22 protein-coding genes are annotated in these 17,814 nt (G+C 42.1%); 18 read left to right on the forward strand and 4 right to left on the reverse strand.

What is annotated here, in order from left to right:
• Positions 1-4: 4 nt before the first annotated feature.
• Positions 5-730 carry a ribonuclease III gene (gene rnc, locus J2W55_RS08175; protein WP_310094158.1) on the forward strand — a complete coding sequence of 242 codons (726 nt, stop codon included), beginning with the start codon at positions 5-7 and terminating at the stop codon, positions 728-730.
• A gap of 62 nt (positions 731-792) precedes the next feature.
• Here rnc and J2W55_RS08180 read toward each other — a convergent pair whose 3' ends face one another.
• Entirely contained in the window at positions 793-1,590 is a 798-nt protein-coding gene (locus tag J2W55_RS08180; protein WP_310094161.1) for a hypothetical protein, read from the reverse strand.
• A 193-nt stretch (positions 1,591-1,783) separates the two neighbouring features.
• Here J2W55_RS08180 and J2W55_RS08185 point away from each other — a divergent pair, with 193 nt between their 5' ends.
• The 4 genes from J2W55_RS08185 (at position 1,784) to J2W55_RS08200 (ending at position 4,726) form a co-directional block, all read left to right on the forward strand.
• On the forward strand, positions 1,784-2,659 hold the full coding sequence (locus J2W55_RS08185) for a YicC/YloC family endoribonuclease (protein ID WP_310094164.1): 876 nt from the start codon (positions 1,784-1,786) through the stop codon (positions 2,657-2,659).
• Between the two features lie 90 nt (positions 2,660-2,749).
• Positions 2,750-3,331: a guanylate kinase gene (gene gmk / locus J2W55_RS08190; protein ID WP_310094167.1), complete on the forward strand. Its 582-nt coding sequence runs from the start codon at positions 2,750-2,752 to the stop codon at positions 3,329-3,331.
• 88 nt (positions 3,332-3,419) lie between these two features.
• Positions 3,420-3,992, forward strand: coding sequence for a nicotinate (nicotinamide) nucleotide adenylyltransferase (gene nadD / locus J2W55_RS08195; RefSeq protein WP_310094170.1), 573 nt, complete (start codon positions 3,420-3,422; stop codon positions 3,990-3,992).
• Positions 3,993-4,129: 137 nt separating this feature from the next.
• Complete coding sequence (locus J2W55_RS08200; RefSeq protein WP_310094173.1) at positions 4,130-4,726, forward strand: MiaE family protein; 597 nt, start codon at positions 4,130-4,132, stop codon at positions 4,724-4,726.
• A 124-nt stretch (positions 4,727-4,850) separates the two neighbouring features.
• On the opposite strand, the gene J2W55_RS08205 is transcribed toward J2W55_RS08200, so the two are convergent.
• Positions 4,851-6,443 (reverse strand): FAD-dependent oxidoreductase, encoded by a 1,593-nt coding sequence (locus tag J2W55_RS08205; RefSeq protein ID WP_310094176.1) that lies wholly within the window; start codon positions 6,441-6,443, stop codon positions 4,851-4,853.
• 6 nt (positions 6,444-6,449) lie between these two features.
• The gene (locus J2W55_RS08210) at positions 6,450-7,157 is read right to left on the reverse strand and encodes an SAM-dependent methyltransferase (RefSeq protein ID WP_310094179.1); all 708 of its coding nucleotides are present in this window, start codon (positions 7,155-7,157) and stop codon (positions 6,450-6,452) included.
• A gap of 54 nt (positions 7,158-7,211) precedes the next feature.
• Here J2W55_RS08210 and J2W55_RS08215 point away from each other — a divergent pair, with 54 nt between their 5' ends.
• The 13 genes from J2W55_RS08215 to J2W55_RS08275 all read left to right on the forward strand — a co-directional run bounded on the left by J2W55_RS08215 (position 7,212) and on the right by J2W55_RS08275 (position 17,171).
• Complete coding sequence (locus tag J2W55_RS08215; RefSeq protein WP_310094182.1) at positions 7,212-7,928, forward strand: hypothetical protein; 717 nt, start codon at positions 7,212-7,214, stop codon at positions 7,926-7,928.
• Between the two features lie 190 nt (positions 7,929-8,118).
• Positions 8,119-8,499 (forward strand): glycine cleavage system protein GcvH, encoded by a 381-nt coding sequence (gene gcvH / locus J2W55_RS08220; protein WP_310094185.1) that lies wholly within the window; start codon positions 8,119-8,121, stop codon positions 8,497-8,499.
• 60 nt (positions 8,500-8,559) lie between these two features.
• Positions 8,560-8,895 carry a VanZ family protein gene (locus J2W55_RS08225; protein WP_310094187.1) on the forward strand — a complete coding sequence of 112 codons (336 nt, stop codon included), beginning with the start codon at positions 8,560-8,562 and terminating at the stop codon, positions 8,893-8,895.
• A gap of 293 nt (positions 8,896-9,188) precedes the next feature.
• A complete protein-coding gene (locus tag J2W55_RS08230; RefSeq protein WP_310094189.1) occupies positions 9,189-9,404 on the forward strand; it encodes a FeoA family protein in 216 nt (71 codons plus the stop codon).
• 11 nt (positions 9,405-9,415) lie between these two features.
• Positions 9,416-11,530, forward strand: coding sequence for a ferrous iron transport protein B (gene feoB / locus J2W55_RS08235; RefSeq protein ID WP_310094192.1), 2,115 nt, complete (start codon positions 9,416-9,418; stop codon positions 11,528-11,530).
• 126 nt (positions 11,531-11,656) lie between these two features.
• Positions 11,657-12,268: a SprT-like domain-containing protein gene (locus J2W55_RS08240; protein ID WP_310094198.1), complete on the forward strand. Its 612-nt coding sequence runs from the start codon at positions 11,657-11,659 to the stop codon at positions 12,266-12,268.
• A 117-nt stretch (positions 12,269-12,385) separates the two neighbouring features.
• Positions 12,386-13,024, forward strand: coding sequence for an MBL fold metallo-hydrolase (locus tag J2W55_RS08245; protein ID WP_310094201.1), 639 nt, complete (start codon positions 12,386-12,388; stop codon positions 13,022-13,024).
• Between the two features lie 98 nt (positions 13,025-13,122).
• A complete protein-coding gene (locus tag J2W55_RS08250; protein WP_310094204.1) occupies positions 13,123-14,349 on the forward strand; it encodes an FtsX-like permease family protein in 1,227 nt (408 codons plus the stop codon).
• A gap of 9 nt (positions 14,350-14,358) precedes the next feature.
• A complete protein-coding gene (locus J2W55_RS08255) occupies positions 14,359-14,730 on the forward strand; it encodes a hypothetical protein (protein WP_310094207.1) in 372 nt (123 codons plus the stop codon).
• 98 nt (positions 14,731-14,828) lie between these two features.
• The gene (rbfA, locus tag J2W55_RS08260) at positions 14,829-15,200 is read left to right on the forward strand and encodes a 30S ribosome-binding factor RbfA (protein WP_310094210.1); all 372 of its coding nucleotides are present in this window, start codon (positions 14,829-14,831) and stop codon (positions 15,198-15,200) included.
• Between the two features lie 9 nt (positions 15,201-15,209).
• The gene (locus J2W55_RS08265; RefSeq protein ID WP_310094213.1) at positions 15,210-15,896 is read left to right on the forward strand and encodes a peptidoglycan DD-metalloendopeptidase family protein; all 687 of its coding nucleotides are present in this window, start codon (positions 15,210-15,212) and stop codon (positions 15,894-15,896) included.
• A 49-nt stretch (positions 15,897-15,945) separates the two neighbouring features.
• Positions 15,946-16,623: a TonB family protein gene (locus J2W55_RS08270; protein WP_310094216.1), complete on the forward strand. Its 678-nt coding sequence runs from the start codon at positions 15,946-15,948 to the stop codon at positions 16,621-16,623.
• A 47-nt stretch (positions 16,624-16,670) separates the two neighbouring features.
• A complete protein-coding gene (locus J2W55_RS08275) occupies positions 16,671-17,171 on the forward strand; it encodes a hypothetical protein (protein ID WP_310094218.1) in 501 nt (166 codons plus the stop codon).
• Here the strand turns inward: J2W55_RS08275 and J2W55_RS08280 are convergent.
• Positions 17,153-17,719, reverse strand: a complete 567-nt coding sequence (locus J2W55_RS08280; RefSeq protein WP_310094221.1) for an RNA polymerase sigma-70 factor — start codon at positions 17,717-17,719, stop codon at positions 17,153-17,155. The genes J2W55_RS08275 and J2W55_RS08280 overlap by 19 nt on opposite strands.
• Between the last annotated feature and the right edge of the window lie 95 nt (positions 17,720-17,814).

The raw sequence follows: 17,814 nt of genomic DNA on the forward strand, positions 1-17,814 counted from the left end.
TTTGATGCCTATAAGTCAGTTTTACAAGCTATATATATCACCCAATAGAAAATACGTTAAGATTTTAAAGAACTTGCTCGGTTTTGTACCGGGCAATTTGTCTTTATACCGCTTGGCATTCCGGCATAAATCAGTTGCCCAGAATATAAAAAAAGGGGTAAAGAACAGCAATGAACGATTGGAGTTTTTGGGCGATGCCGTGCTAGGCAGTGTAGTGGCCGAAGTACTCTTTAAGCTATATCCTTATGAGGATGAAGGTTTTTTAACCGAACTGCGCTCAAAAATTGTGAGCCGTGTAAACCTTAACCAGCTTGGCCGCAAACTTGGCTTTGACAAATTGATAGAATATGATAGCCGCATGCTTAACTCAAGCAGGCAGGGCTCATTGCTTGGCGATGCTTTTGAAGCCCTAATCGGCGCGGTGTATTTGGATAAGGGATATGATTTTACCAAGAGTTTCCTGATAAACCACATCATCAAATCGCATATAGATATTCATAAGCTTGAGCAAACCGAAACCAACTTTAAAAGTAAATTAATTGAGTACTGCCAGCGCCATGGCCGGGATATTATCTTTGAACTGGTAATTAATCAGGAGGGCGAAAGCAATAAATTATTTACTATTCAGGCAAATATTGATGGCGAAGTACTGGGCGAAGGCAAAGAGTTCAGTAAAAAGAATGCGGAAAAACTGGCCGCCGAAAAAGCCTGTGAAGCGTTGGGCATTTGAAATATAAATGAACAAGAATAAAAAGATCAACACTGCTCTTTTCCCACAAAGACATCTCTCTATTAATGCTTTTCTTTCTTCAGGGTTTCTCCCGGTTGCGACAGCCTCAGTGTAGTATCCTTTTTTATAAAGGTAGGCGAGTTAAACCCTTCCAGCACATCCTTTTCGCTGCTGTTTTTGTAAAACTCGTATGACTTTTGCATATGCTTGATCAAGTCATAATCGGTCCACTGTTTTAGGTCTTCGTATGATGGCGTATAGTAATTCATGAACCTGCGAGCGGCGCTGTCAGTAGGCAGTCTGGTGTACTGCTTTACAAAACTAACATTGTACCGCCTGTTAATTTCGGCTTGCTCCGCCTCGCCTTTTGCAAAATTGGCAAAGCGCCGTGCCCGCCCCGGAGTTTTGCCAAACAGCTCATAAATGCCTGTAAGTGGGTTCGCTAAGAAAGAAAGCACAGGCGGCTTTCCATTATAAAATGTACCCTGTTTGCGATAGTCGCTCATTACATCATTAAGCTCCTGCTTTTTAGTTTGCCCTAAAACCTTCACCTCATTAAGTTTTATAACGGGCTGCATATATACAGGCATATCGCTGTTGTTAAGCACAACCACTTTTTGAGGTGTAAACTCATCCTTAGTAAAAAGCAGAGTATCACCAGCAGAGGCTTTTATAGAGAACCACCCCAGATCATCACTTATCATCAGGTTATTTGTTTTCAGATTTTTGATCAGCACCTGACCGATACGATCGGGCGAGCTTTTTTTGGAGATCACGCCTTTAAGGGTAAATTCCTGTGCTGATGCCTTTAAAACAAAACAAAAGCAGATGGTTAGAAGCAGGTAAAAGCGATAGCGCATTAATATTTATAGAACGTAAATATACCAACTGTATTTTACTCTAAGTGTGAAAAAGTGTTAAAATATGCAGATCAGAAAATTGAAGAAGCAGGAAACGCCAGCAATAACAACAAAGCTTTTTCTCGCGAACCGAGCTCATTTTCAGACCTATCGGGCTTTTCCAACTTTCAAACTAAAAATCCTATCTTTGCACATGATAAAATCCATGACAGGGTATGGAATTGCCAGTTTTGATTCAGGTAATACAAAATATACCGTTGAGATCAAATCCCTGAACAGTAAATTTCTTGAACTATCACTTCGGCTGCCTAAAATATTTTCCGAAAAAGAGTTTCAGCTTCGCAACGATTGCAGTAAACAAATTGAGCGTGGCAAAGTGAACCTGTCCATTAATGCAGAGCAGGTAAATGCTGCGGTGCGGGCAGCCGGTATTGACCGTGCCTTACTAAAGCAGTACTACCAGCAGCTTAAAGATGTAAGCCAGGAACTTAATGAACCGGCCACCAATCTGTTAGAGCTTGCCCTTGGGTTGCCCGAGGTTGTTAAATATGATGATGAAACCGTATCTGAAGATGAGTGGAAACAGGTTGAAAAAACATTTCAGCAGGCATTGGCGGCATTTCAGCAATTTAGGGTTGATGAAGGAAATGTACTGGAAAATGACCTCAAATATCGCATTGGCATCATTCTGAAAAACCTGGAACTGGTTGAACTGGAAGACCCCAAACGCATCCCCCTGATACGCGAAAGGCTGAACACCTTTTTAAATGAGGCCGCTAACCGCGAAGCTATTGATCAAAACCGTTTTGAACAGGAACTGATATATTATATTGATAAGCTTGACATTACCGAAGAGAAAATAAGGCTTAAAACGCATTGTGAATATTTTATTGAAACCCTGAAAAATGCTGATGCCAATGGTAAAAAGCTGGGCTTTATATCGCAGGAGATTGGACGTGAAATAAACACTCTGGGCTCAAAAGCCAACGATGCCAATATTCAAAAGCTGGTAGTTGGCATGAAAGAAGAGCTCGAAAAAATTAAAGAACAATTATTGAACGTTTTATAGTTCATTCGTTCAATGGTTCATTAGCCCATCGGTTTTTTACCGATGAAAAATTGTACCAGCGAACAAATGAGCAAATGAACTAATACACCAATGACCAAAGAAGGTAAACTCGTCATATTTTCGGCTCCGTCAGGAGCGGGTAAAACCACCATAGTACATCACTTGCTTAGTAAAATGCCTGAGCTTGAGTTCTCAATTTCGGCAACAACCCGTGAATGTCGCGGTGATGAGGTGCATGAAAAAGACTATTATTTTATAAGTAAAGAGGAGTTTTTACACCGCATTGCCAAAAAACAATTTGTTGAATTTGAAGAGGTTTATAGCGGTACATTTTACGGCACGCTGCGTACCGAAATTGAGCGGATATGGCAAAAAGGCAAAACAGTAATATTTGATATTGATGTTGAAGGCGGTATGCACCTTAAACGTAAATACGACGGACAGGCGCTGGCCATATTTGTGCAGCCCCCGTCATTAGAGGTTTTGATTGAGCGCCTTACAGGCCGGGGTACTGATAGCGAAGAAAAATTAAAAGAACGCTTTGCCAAGGCCGAAAAAGAACTAAAATACGCCCCGCAATTTGATATTATTCTTAAAAATTACGATCTTGAAACGGCTTGCAAGGAAGCAGAGGAGATGGTAAGGAACTTTATTAACTCCCCGGTCCTCTAAAGGGAGGATACTAAGTTTAGTCAGGGCTTCACATTCGTCAAAAAATATATTCGTTTATTCCCCTTCGGGGGTTAAGGGGGCTCCTGATATGAAAATAGGTTTATTGTTTGGCTCATTTAACCCTATACACATAGGGCATTTGATCATTGCTAATTATATGGCCAACCACACCTCTCTTGATAAGGTTTGGCTGGTGGTATCGCCACAAAACCCGCTTAAAAAGTATGGCGACCTTATTAATACTTATGACCGGCTTGAAATGGCCCGTTTGGCCACAGATCACGCCACTAATATTGCGGTAAGCGATGTGGAATTGAGGCTGCCGCAACCATCATATACCATTGACACCCTAACCCATCTGAAAGAAAAGTATCCCGAGCATGAGTTCGCCCTCATTATGGGGTCAGACAATTTGGGGACATTACATAAATGGAAAAACTACAAGTTAATATTGCGTGACTACAATATATTTGTTTATCCGCGCCCTGGTTATGAAAATGCCGAGCTGGCAAGTCATCCATCAGTTACCATCACCATGACCCCGCTAATGGAACTGTCTGCAACGTTCATCCGTAAATCCATCGCTGAAAAAAAGAACGTTCAATATTTTGTGCCCGACCCGGTTTTGAAATTCATTGAGAGCAAAAGTTTGTATAGGTAGGCGAAAAGTTAAGGAATAAAAAAGTTTATCCTTACAGCTTAATTAGCCTTTACCTTTTCTTCCCGGCCATCCTTTTCTTTATCTTTTAGCTTTATCCTTTTACCTTTCACCCTTCTTCAACTATCTTTGTTATCGTGATGGAAAAAACCATACTTAAATTACAGCTGCCTACTGATCCGCTTTGGGTTAAAAATGTTGTGGAAAGCAATATTGAGGAGCTTTTGACCGATCATGCTTTTTGCGAGCAAAAAGCGGCAAGCAACGCCATTACCCTCATAGTACAAAACCCCAACCTGTCTGATCTGGTGCAGGAGATGGCATTGCTGGTGCAGGAAGAGATGGATCACTTTAAACGGGTGCATGATATTATCCTTGAACGTGGCTTTGTACTGGGCCGTGAGCGCAAGGATAATTACGTGAATGAACTGCGCAAATTTATAATTACCGGCGGTGGCCGCGAAGCTCAACTGATAGATCGCTTGTTGTTTTCGGCTATGATAGAAGCCCGCAGCTGTGAGCGGTTTAAGGTATTATCTGAAAATATAAATGATGCGTACCTCTCTGAATTTTATCATGAGCTCATGATAAGCGAAGCCACGCATTATGCCACATTCATTCGTCTGGCCAAAAAGTACTCGGTTGAAACAGATGTGGATGCACGCTGGAAAGAGTTTTTGGAATATGAGGCCCGGGTAATACAGAACTACGGTAAAAGTGAATCTATACACGGGTAGTTCATCTATACAAACCTGCTAATTACCGATACTTTTTTTATTACCGGTTTTGAATGCGTTACTTTATAGGCGCTTTTTTCTTGACAACTGCTATGCTGCTCTTGCAGCTTGCCCTGCAATTTTTTTATTTAAATCCAATTATATTCTGTAAGTAATTATCCATCATGTCAATATCTACCACATCATTAATGTAACCGATGTGCATATCCGGGCGCACAATGAGCGCTCGCTTTTGGTTCTCTGCTATCCCAAAAGCATCAAATACATGCTGGTTCCTGCCTGATGGTGGCAGGTAAAAAAAATTAAGGCCGGCGGGGTACCTTTGGGTAATCCACTTTGCTAAAGTGAAAAGATCTATTTCCTTTAATTTGCCCATGGCTATCATGGTAAAACCGGGTTTGCCGCACCACTCATGCAGGTCGGTTTCCAGTTGTTTCTTCTCGTCAAATACTTTCAGATAAGGTAATCTGTCGCCAGCTTTTACAGGCGAGTTATGGCTTAGGTGCAGGTTGATATTGCTATCCCGGTAAGATATACTAATTTGCGATACCCGTTTAAAAAATGCGTTTCTTAACGTAGGTTTACTCCAAACTGTTTTCAATACCGCTGGCAGTACCCATTTCTTAAACAGGTTAATGGCCCAATTGCCCGATAGTATCATTTTAAAGATACGATCAGTAGTGTTCAGCAGGTCTTTGGCAACCGGCATCCGCTCGGCGGCATAACTATTCAAAACGGTTTCATTAAGCTGGTTATTTACAACCCCGGCCAGTTTCCAGGCCAGGTTATAAGCATCCTGCAAGCCTGTGTTCATGCCCTGCCCGCCTACGGGCGAGTGGATATGCGCGGCATCGCCAATTAAAAAACACCGCCCCTGCCTAAAGTTATCAGCCATGCGGTGGTGCAAACGATAGGTAGTGAACCAGTTGGTTTGTTCAACCTTTATAATTGTACCGGTTACGGCATTAAGGTGTGGCAAAATGTCATTTATAACCAGATCATCGGCTTTAACCACCGCATCGGGCAGCTGGCCAACAATCCTGTAACACTGATCTTCGGGCATTGGAAAAAAACCGGCAAACCCTTTTTTTGATAAAAACAGGTTTACCCGGTTGCCCAAGGCATTGGTTATTTTAATATCGGCCAGGTAAAACTGGTGCTGATAAGTATCGCCGGTAAAAGATACCTGTATTTGCCTGCGTACCTGGCTATGCGCGCCGTCGGCGCCTATCAGCCAGTCACAACTGATGGTTTGTGTCTCGTTATCGCTCTCTAACTGCACAGTGATCCTGCCTTCATTTTGTTCAAGGGACAGCAGCGAGGTGTCCCAATAAACCGGGCAGCAATTGAGCGTTAAATAATCAAGCAGCAGGCGTTCGTTTTTACTTTGCTGATAAAGATGTACAAAAGGGAAAGGAGTTTCTCCGCCGCCTACATTATTTAAAGACAAGGCGGCTACTTCTTTTCCCTCCTGGTTAAAAACTATCCCGTCGGCTTGCTTACCACCTTTTATAATGGTTTCAATAACACCCATTTGCCTGTAAATTTCAAGCGAACGGGCCTGCACCGCCAATGCTTTTGATTGGTTGGTAGGCCCTTGCTTACTATCAATAATTACAGGCTGAACACCATAGCGCAATAGCTGGGCAGCCATCATCAGCCCCGAAGGACCGGCTCCAACTATCAGTACGCTGGTATTTTGCTGGGTAAGTGTCATTATTTACTAATGAAAAAGCAGGAAAATTGTTGGCCTCTTATGTAATTCAGGAATCTTTTTTTGCCATTCGGCTATAGTTTTAGTTTGCACAAACTCTGTAGCGGCAGTTAAATCACAGGCTATGCAAAGTTTGGTTTTAGGGCCGGCGGTTTTCAATATCTCCTCCAGCAACGGATTGTTGCGAAAAGGCGTTTCAATAAATATCTGGGTTTGATCTAACCGGTTGGCCAGGCCTTCCAGTTCTTTAATCTTTTTACTGCGCAGCACTTTGTCAATAGGCAGATAACCATGAAATGTAAAACTTTGCCCGTTAAAGCCCGAAGCCATAAGCGCCAGCAAAATGGAGCTTGGCCCAACCAGCGGCACCACTTTTATACCCATGCGATGGGCTTTGTCCACAATTTCCGCGCCCGGGTCGGCTATGCCGGGGCAACCGGCCTCACTCATCAGGCCAACATCATTGCCGGCTTGCAGGCCCTTAAAAAATTCAGCTTTACCCATATCCCGGTTATGTTTGCTGTAGTCATGTACAATCAACTCGCTTTGCGGGATTTTTAAACCGGCTTGTTTTAAAAATTTACGTGCGGTTTTTTCATTTTCCACAATGTATTCTTTGATACTGTTAATAGTATCAACCAGGTAAGGAGTAAATGATTTGGCGGCCGCTTCTTCGGCAAGCGGTACGGGTATTAAATAAAGGGTTCCATAAGGCATATTGCAAAGTTGGTGTTTTTTGTTTAATTTAAGCTATTGAAAGGAGCCTGAAAAATGAAAGCATTAGGCGTAAATTGGTTTATTGAAGGATACATTGATTTTGAACACAAAAAGTATGTCCTGTTAAATTATCTACAGGAAATTAACCGTCATTTTGATAAGAGCAGGTTGTACCCCAATCTTGCCGATTTGATCTTTCACTACAATAATCTTATTGACTTTAAAAAGAACAAATCATTGCTGCAGCAGGCATTTCCGCAACGCCTGACCCAAGCCGATATTGATGCCGTAAAACTTACCTATCAAAAAATAATCCAGGACGATCAAAGCATGCAGGAAATTGAGCAAATTATAGCCTATGCTATGTCCAAGATGGATAACACTATACAAACGGGTAAGGAAATATATGACTTTGTGGAAAGCCGTCTTAACATTAACCCCGTTGGCATTGAGCCCCTGATGCCATATCACGGGTACTTTTCATTGCATAATGGAAAAGAGCGTACCAACCGGATATATGAGTACCAGCTTACCATTTTTGAAGGGAAAGACGATAAATACCGTGGCATAAACGTATCATTTATTGATACATATGAACACAGCATAACCAACACCCCCGAGGCTATGAAGCTGAATTTAATAAACCGGAATAAGTTTTTGCCAAATCCGGCAGTATATTATGTTCATAGCGACATCACTTTCCCGCTTGAGCAAACTTTATTGCCTATAGCTAAAAGAAGCCTGGTTAAATATATTTCTAATGCAGCGTAAGCGGGTTTGTCTGAACCAAAACTTTATATGAACCGGGATTCCTGGGGTTAAAGGATTGTTTGGATATGGAAAATCCAAAGATCCAATAAATCTTACTTAATCACGGTTCAAACAACGGCCCCCACAATAAATCTTAAAATATTGTGATAGCCTAAAGTTTTATTATTTTTGAGCACATAAAATCAACAACATGAATTTTCCCGCTGAATTAAAATACACCAAAGACCACGAGTGGATAAGAGTTGAAGGCAATGAAGCATACGTAGGTATCACAGAGTTTGCACAGGGCGAATTAGGCGATATTGTTTACATTGATATTGCATCCCTTGGGAAAGAAGTTGCTAAGGATGAGGTTTTTGGAACCGTTGAGGCGGTAAAAACCGTGTCAGACCTGTTTATGCCGGTTGCTGGTACAGTTACCGAGGTTAATGCGGCTTTAAACAGCCAGCCCGAACTGGTAAACACCGATCCTTATGGCGAAGGCTGGATGGTTAAGATATCTCTTGCTGATGCCGGATCTGTAGATTCCCTGTTATCGGCTGATGATTACAAGACGGTTATCGGAGTTTAAATGATTTCTTTCTTAAAATATCACGGGCTCACTATTTTGTGGGCCTTATTTGTTTTTATAATGTGCACGGCCAACCTGGGCGATGTGGGCGACTCCCCCATGTTTTTTCCGGGTTTTGATAAGCTTACCCATACCGGTTTCTTTTTCACGCTGGTAGTACTTTATTGTAACGGAATAATAAGGCAACAAAAACCTATGGCCTTCTCGTATAAACAAGCTGTTTTAGTTACAGTGTTTGCTATTATTTTTGGTGGGCTGATAGAAATTCTTCAGCTCACCATTTTTACATGGCGCAGCGCCGACTGGAGCGACCTGTTTGCGGATACCCTGGGGACGTGTATGGGAATTTTTAGCGTGATGGTAACAATTGGAGCAATTGGTTATGAAAAAAGGTAAACTCATATTAGCGGGGGCAATAGTATTAATGAGCCTTTCATCCTGCGGAATATTTAAAAAAGGCTGCGGCTGCCCGCATTTTGGCAAGGTAAAAACAAACTCCCATCTCACAATATGCTGATGGGCTTCTAACAATAGCAAGTATTTTCAGTCTTCAAAATCGGTATAAGTAAACCCGTCTTGTCATAATTTAATCAGTTTTCGTTGGCATATTTGAAATCTGCATATTTGCAGGCGTTCTTATTTGGATTTAATATAAATAAGATTACATTTGCTGTGGTTAAAATTATACGATGAAACTTTCACAACTTGAAGTAGGCGAAACAGGAATTGTAAAGGAATTTACTGATCTGGAAATGTCAGTAAAATTGATGGAAATGGGTTGCTTGCCCGGCGAGGAAATAAGAATTTCACGTATTGCCCCCCTTGGCGATCCAATTGCCATCCACGTTTCGGGCTACCAGTTAAGTCTGCGTAAATTTGAAGCCTCCACCATTATTTTGCAATAGTTTTGTAACCATTGAAAGCCGATATAAGAGTTGCACTTGTAGGAAATCCAAACACCGGTAAATCAACTCTCTTTAACATTTTAACCGGTCTTAATCAAAAAATAGGAAATTTTCCGGGAATTACTGTTGATAAAAAGACAGGCTTTTGCCAGCTACCAGATGGCCGCATGGCCGAAATCATTGACTTACCCGGCACTTACAGCATCTATCCAAAAAGCAAGGACGAATCCATTGTATTTTCTGTTTTGGCCGATAAGGCCAAAGGTTTGATACCCGATCTGATCGTGGTGATACTTGATGCATCAAACCTAAAGCGCAACCTGTTGCTCTACACCCAGATAGCCGATTTAAAAATACCCGTTGTAGTTGCCTTAAACATGATAGATGTATCTGATAAGGCAGGTATTACTATTGACATTGATCTGTTTGCTAAAAAACTGGGCGTGCCTGTGGTGCCCATTTCAGCACGTAAGATTAAAGGGATAGATCAGCTAAAAAGCACCATTGCCTATGCCAATAAAGTTGCACTGCAACAGGATACTATTGATGTAGAGGCTATTGCCCCGCAAATAATAGGACAAATTAAGAACGACCTGAAAATTGACAACCCTTATTTTGCCCTGCAGCTGGCACACCAGCATGAAACCGTAAGCTATCTTTCAACCACCGAAAGTGATCATATTGAACAGCTGGAACAGGAGTTTTCATTCCATTCGCAAAAGGCGCAGGCGGCCGAAACCATAGCCCGTTATAACTTTATAAATGACCTGCTGTATGATACCGTTAAAAAGCCCGAAACGGCGCATGACGAATCAATAAGCAACAGGATCGACAAAATACTTACGCATAAGGTATTTGGCTTTGTAATTTTCTTTGCCATACTAATGTTCATATTTCAGGCCATATTCTCATGGTCGGCTTACCCGATGACACTCATCGAAGATCTGTTCATCTGGCTGCAAAGCGTAATCAGTAAAACCTTACCTCCGGGTCCGTTGGTTAACTTGCTGGTTGATGGCGTATTGGCCGGCTTAAGCGGCGTAATGGTATTTATTCCGCAGATAGCCATTTTATTTGCCCTGATATCCATTTTAGAAGATACCGGCTACATGTCGCGGGTTACATTTATGATGGATAAGGTAATGCGCAAGGTTGGCTTAAACGGCAAATCAGTGGTGCCATTAATTGGCGGCTTTGCCTGCGCCGTGCCATCTATCATGAGCACACGCAACATTGAGAACTGGAAAGACCGGATGATCACCATAATGGTTACTCCACTGGTGGCCTGCTCCGCACGTTTGCCGGTTTATACCTTGCTTATAGCGCTGGTTGTGCCCAACCGTAATGTATGGTGGCTGTTTAACCTGCAGGGGCTGGCGCTTACCGCAATGTATCTGCTCAGCATCGTATCGGCCATTACGGTGGCTTTTGTAATGAAATTTATTTTAAAGGCCAGGGAACGCGGTTACTTTATTATGGAGCTGCCGGTGTACCGTATGCCAAGGTGGAAAAATGTTGGTTTTACCATGTATGACCGCTCCAAAACATTTGTTTTACAAGCTGGCAAGGTCATCATTGCTGTCTCTATTATACTTTGGGTGCTTAAATCATACGGCCCCGGCAATACTTTTGCCCGGATAGACCAAAAATACAGTCAATCACAATACACCAAAACCATGACGCCCGATAGCCTGAACAAGGTTGTCGCGTCTGAAAAGCTGGAAACATCTTATGCGGGGGTATTTGGCCATGTGATTGAGCCGGTAATTAAACCGCTTGGGTTTGATTGGAAAATAGGTATAGCGCTTATTAGCTCATTTGCAGCCCGCGAGGTATTTGTAGGCACCATGGCTACTATTTACAGCGTGGAGGGCGACGCTGATAAACTGGAATCGGTACAGCAGAAAATGCACAGTGCCACCAATCCAAACACCGGGCAACCGGTATTTACACTGGCTGTAGCCTTTTCGCTCATGATGTTTTATGCCTTTGCAATGCAATGCGCCAGCACCGTGGCCGTGGTATACCGCGAAACCAAGAACTGGCGCTGGCCCGCCGCCCAGTTTGCTTATATGACTGTTCTGGCGTACACGGCCAGCTTTATAGTATATACCCTGCTAAAGTAAGTTCATAACCCGTGCCTCCTAATTAACAAGTTTGGCTAAACTCCTTAACTAATAACTTTACAAACTATCAACCATGATCTTTGGACTATCCACTAAAGGGTTACTATATTTGTATTGAGGTAAAAATTGGATAAAGTAAAAGTTTTAGAAAAGTATCTTCCACCTGATGCGGCACCGCTGATTGGCCGCTGGATTGACTACTTTAAATGCGAATTTAAGATTTCGCGCAACCGCGGCAGCAAATTTGGCGATTACCGTTCGCCCCACGGTGGTAAAGGCCACCGCATCTCGGTCAATTATGATCTTAACCCCTATGCTTTTTTGGTAACTACCGTACACGAGTTTGCACACCTGCACACCTGGAACGAGCATAAACATAAAGCCAAGCCACACGGCACCGAGTGGAAGGCCAATTTCAAAAAAATGATGCAGCCCTTTTTTGAAAAGGATATTTTTCCGCAGGATGTTAAACACGCCATCACCAGTTATTTGAATAATCCGGCCGCCTCCAGTTGCTCCGATCTTAACCTGTACCGCTCGCTGCGCAGGTATGATGAGCCAAAAGAATCATTGCTCACTGTAGAGAAAGTGCCGTTTAAAGCGCTGTTCAAAATAAAAGGCGACCGGGTGTTCCGTAAAGAAGAGCAATTGCGCAAGCGGTTTAAATGTATAGAAATAGCCACTAAGCGCGTTTACTTATTTAGTCCGGTTGCTGAGGTAGAGCTGGTGGAGGATTAGTAAACAATAATATGGAAAATATCGGGCACCCGATTTTGGATGTCCGATACTGAAGCAGTTAACTCCAAACTTAGATGTTCCATATTTGGCGTTCAATTAAATGCGTACTTTTGCCCTATGGCAAAAGTTAAATCATTTGTAAATAACCCTTACCAGGAAAACACTTACTTGTTATATGATGAAAGCGGCGAATGTGTAATTATTGACCCTGGAATGTATACCGCTACCGAACAAAATGTGGTAGTAAATTTTATAAAAGACAATAACCTGAAACCCGTGCTGCTGCTCAATACCCACTGCCATATTGATCACGTGCTGGGCAATAAATTCATATTTGACAAGTATGGTTTAAAGCCTAAATTTAATATTGGCGAGGCGCCTGTTTTAGCATCTGTTGTGGCCTACGCTCCGCAAATGGGTATCCGGTATGAAGTATCTCCCCTGCCTGATGAGTACCTGCCCGAAACCGGCAGCATACAATTTGGCAACACCACGTTAAATTTGATATTTGCGCCGGGCCATTCGCCGGCCTCTTTATGTTTTTATGACAAGGGTGCCAATATTTTAATAGGCGGCGATGTGTTGTTCAGAAACAGCATTGGTCGTTATGACCTGCCTGGCGGTAATTTCAATCAGCTGATCGATAATATCACCACTAAACTATTTGCCCTGCCCGATGATTGCACCGTTTATCCCGGCCATGGCCCCGAAACCACTATTGGATATGAAAAACAAAACAACCCGTTTATAAATTAACAAAATGCTAAAGTTGTACGTGATACGTTTTACGTAATACGTTTGCAAAAAAATAGTAATTTACAGATCAAAACGTATAACGTAAACTCACAACGTAATTGAATACTTCCGTATACATAGCTAAGCGGTACCTGTTTTCGGGCAAAAAGATGCATGTCATCAATATTATTTCGGGCATATCCATGCTTGGGGTTTTAATTGGCAGCGCGGCCCTCATCATTATACTGTCGGTATTCAACGGCTTCGAAAAAGTGATCCTTTCATTATACAGTAACTTTACGCCCGAAATAAAAATAGAAGCCCATCTGGGCAAAACCTTTGACCCCAATACCCCCTACTTCAACAAGCTTCATACAGATACTCGCCTCATCTCCTACACCCAGGTGTTACAGGAAAAAGTGCTCATAAAGTACGGAGACAGAACGTTTCTTGGGACAATTAAAGGAGTAAGCGATGATTTTTTAAAGAACAAACAGTTAGACAGCACCGTTTCAAATGGTTCATTTACCCTTAAAAGTAACGGGCAGATGTTTGCCGTGGTTGGCGCAACCATACAAGCCAATCTGGGGATCAACGTACATGATAGCTTGTCGCCCCTGCAAATATTTTCACCCAGGCGCGGTGTGGTAAACTCTGCCAACCCTTTAAATGAATTTGTAGTAAGGCCAATTAACGCATCGGGTGTATTTGCCATACAGCAGGAATTTGACGATATCCTGGTTACCCCGATTGAGTTTGCCCGCGAGCTGCTGGATCAGCCAAAAGAAGTGTCATCAATTGAGCTTACTTATAAACGGGGCACTAACTTAACATGGATCCAAAATAAAATAAAAGACGAAATAGGTAATAAGTTTACTGTAAAAAACCGCAAGGAACAAAACACCGAGCTATATAAAACACTTAATTATGAGCGCTGGTCAATATTTATGATACTTACCTTTGTGCTCATCATAGCAATATTTAATATCATTGGCTCGTTAACCATGCTGGTGATAGATAAGCGCAAGGATATTGCTATTTTAAGCAGCCTGGGCGCCAACAAGCAAACCATTCAGGGCATTTTCTTTTTTGAGGGAATGATGATATCATTGGTTGGTTGTGTTGTGGGTATTTTACTTGGCCTTGGCTTTTGCCTGCTGCAGCAGCACTATGGCTTAATAAAAATGGGAGCGCAAATGTCAGTAATTGATGCCTATCCGATTGATATTGATATTGCCAATTTTGGCCTGGTATTTTTAACGGTAACAGTAATATCTGTAATAGCGGCTGGAATAAGTGCCCGGTTAAGCATTAAAGGACTGGACGAAATCAAACAGGATTTGTAAATTTGTTATATGAGGATAAAGTATATTAAATGTTTCGCATTCTTACTTGTTTTAATTGCTGCATGCTCATGTAACAGAAAATCACCAAAGACTGACGAACCTACAATTTATAAGGGACTGTACAGCTTTGGCCCCGAAATCAAATCATTTAAAGATTGTGACAGCGGCCGCGAATTTTGGGTGGCCGACAGCTCGGCCCAGCTTGAGCTGCAATACTCACAACTAAACTTTGAAAAGCCTTATGAGCCGGTGTACGTTGAGGTAGAGGGCATTAAATCAAAATCGGGCATAGAGGGTATGGGTTCTGAATATGATAGCACGCTGGTAGTAAAAAAATTAATAAAAATAACCAAAGAGATACCCCAGGATATGTGCAATTAGTTATTTATTATTAATAGCTTTAATTATTAACAAGACCTGCATATTTAGGCGTAAAAATAAATAAAACTCATCTGCCACTGTGGCGTTAACTAATAACTATGGAATCAAAACGTCAGCAAAAATTTGCCGGAGTAATACAGCAGGACCTGGCTGCAATATTTCAGCGGGAAGGTGTAAATTACCTGCCCAATACCCTGGTAACCATTACTAAGGTACGCGTAACTCCCGATCTGGCTATCGCACGTATATTTTTAAGCTTTTTTGGAAATAACAATTTGCAACTGGCCCTTCAAACCATCAAGTCGCACGCTTCGGAGATCAGGTATAAGCTGGGAGCCCGCATTAAAGACCAGGTGCGGATAATTCCGCAGCTGGAGTTTTTTGTTGATGATACCAGCGAATACGTGGAACGCATGGATAAGATATTTGAAAAAATAAGCAAAGAAGAACGCCAGCCCGACGCCGAATAATATATTTGGATGGACCTTCATGCCCGTTTAAAAACTTATTTGCAAAACAACCCCGAAGCTGTTGGCAAAGTGGTTGATTATAATGCCGGTACCGACCGGCTTTTTCCGCTTGACCTTACCGCTGCCAATACGGAACTAACCACAGCAATTATTGCTGATACGCAAGCCTTCAGCAATTGGGTGAGCGATAAACTACGGGCCAATAATTGCCGGTATGGCATTGGCGGTTATATGGAACATCGAACCATATATGCTGTAAGCTCGCATTTTGATACAGAGGACGAGCCCCGCCGCCTGCACCTTGGAATTGATATATGGAGCGATGCCGGCACACCGGTTTATGCGCCACTTGCCGGCAAAGTACATAGCTTTCAGGATAATAATAACCAGGGCGACTATGGCCCGGCAATTATATTGCAGCATGACCTTAACGGTTTGGCTCTGTATAGCCTGTATGGCCACCTGAGCCGCCAAAGTTTGGATGGATTGAGCGTTGGTATGTCTGTACACAAAAATCAGCAGATAGCCACATTGGGCAACAATCAGGAAAACGGCCAGTGGCCGCCACATCTTCATTTCCAGCTTATGTTTGACATGGAAGGGAACTATGGCGATTATCCCGGTGTATGCAAGTATTCAGAAAAGGAAAAATACCGGAAAAACATTCCTGATCCGGGGCTACTGCTTGGGTTTTAAATCTACCCCCTTCGTTAAACTTTATATCCGTTTAATTGTCGATATTTATATGATGATAAAACGCTTGTTCATAAGCCCCATCGTAATGCTGGCATCAACATTTGCTGTTTTTGCCCAGCCGGCTTTTAAAGGCGGGCCTCAAGCGCTTAGTGTTTTTTTAAAATCTAAAATAGTATATCCCGAATATTCCAGGCAAAATTGTATTTCGGGAACTATTGATGTGGCCTTTAAGCTTGATAAAAACGGGCGCGTTGCTGATGCTAAAGTACAGCGGGGTTTGGGTATTGATCTTGATGATGAAGCCCTGCGGGTTATAAAACTTACGTCGGGCCAATGGATAGTACCGGCTGATTATGTAACCACAACCACCCTGGTACAACCTATTAGGTTTGACCCCGAAACAAACCGTTGTGGAAACGTAAGTGCCGCCAACATGCAGGCAGCTATTGATGATTATAAGAACCGGCAGGAGCTTGAAAACGCGGTGACCAACTATTACATCAATAAATACAAAGGCAAGGCCGACCTGTCAAAGGAACAGTATATTCTTACCCTGAAAAAACAATTGGGGTTTGATGACGAGCTGATAAGTGACCTGCTGAAACAGGCCAATGAAAAATTAAAGCAAGGCGACAAGGAAAGCGCCTGCACCGACTGGAATTTTATCCGTAATATAGGCAGTGATAAAGCCGACAGTTTCATTGCAAAATATTGCGGCGGCCGCTGATAAATCTGCGCATATAATTGGTGAAGATTTTTTACATTCACCCCGTCATGCAAAACGAGCTGCAGTTACGCAAAAGAGTAAAAACCTGGGTTATCATATTTATTATAGGGCTGGTATTAAGTGGGGTAACCGCATTCCCTATTGAAACAGAACTATCATTTTTCGCCGCGCACGCGCAAAGTTTTCCGGCCTTTATACAGCCCTGGATCACGAAGATCTATACGGCTGTAAAAATCACTAACCAAAATTATCCTTACTTAAGCTATGGTACCGACTGGCTCGCATTCGGACACCTCGTTATAGCTACGGTGTTTATCGGGCCGCTGAGAGATCCGGTAAAAAATATCTGGGTAATTGAGTTTGGTATGATTGCCTGTATTATGGTATTCCCGCTGGCTTTTATTGCCGGGCCAATACGTGGTATCCCGGTTTACTGGCGGTTTATTGATTGCTGTTTTGGTGTTTTTGGTATTATACCGCTTTACATTTGCTATCGCGATATCAGGAAACTGGAGCAAATGGCGCCCGCTTATAAAAACAGCATATAGGTTACATGCTTTAACGTGCGCCTTAATTTTTCAAGGGCAATACTCACCTGGCGTTCAACAGTTTTAGGTGATATTTTGAGTTGGTTGGCTATATCCTTATATTTCATATCGCTGAAACGGCTCAACACAAAAATTTCACGGCACTTATAAGGTAGGGTATTTATAGCAGCATTTATTTGCTCGGCCAGCTCTTTTTCGTCATAACCATTTTCAACAACGCTGCGCATTTCATTAAAAAGATCGTTCTTTTCCAGATAAGTAACATATAAATTCTCGATCTTTTGATGCTTTAAATAATTAAGGCTACGGTTTTGCACCATTTTAAAAAGATAGGCATTTACCGATGTTGAAAATGTAACCTCATGCCCCTTTTCCCATAAAAGCGTAAATACGTCGGCAACAATTTCTTCGGCTACAGAAAGATCATTTACAAACCGGTTGGCAAAAAATGTAAGGCGGGTGTAGTAAAGTTTAAATAAAACTTCAAATGCCCCGGCATCACCCTGAGTAAGTTTTGTAATTAGTATATCGTTGCTTTTGGTAATCATTTATTTCATGCTTTATCAACGCGGTACTTTTTAAAAAACTTTAACAAGTTAAGTATTTTTTCCAAAACCTTCAAATTTAATATGGGAATATTACT

Origin of the sequence: Mucilaginibacter pocheonensis, from assembly GCF_031456535.1 — a bacterium.
Classification (GTDB): Bacteria; Bacteroidota; Bacteroidia; order Sphingobacteriales; family Sphingobacteriaceae; genus Mucilaginibacter; species Mucilaginibacter pocheonensis.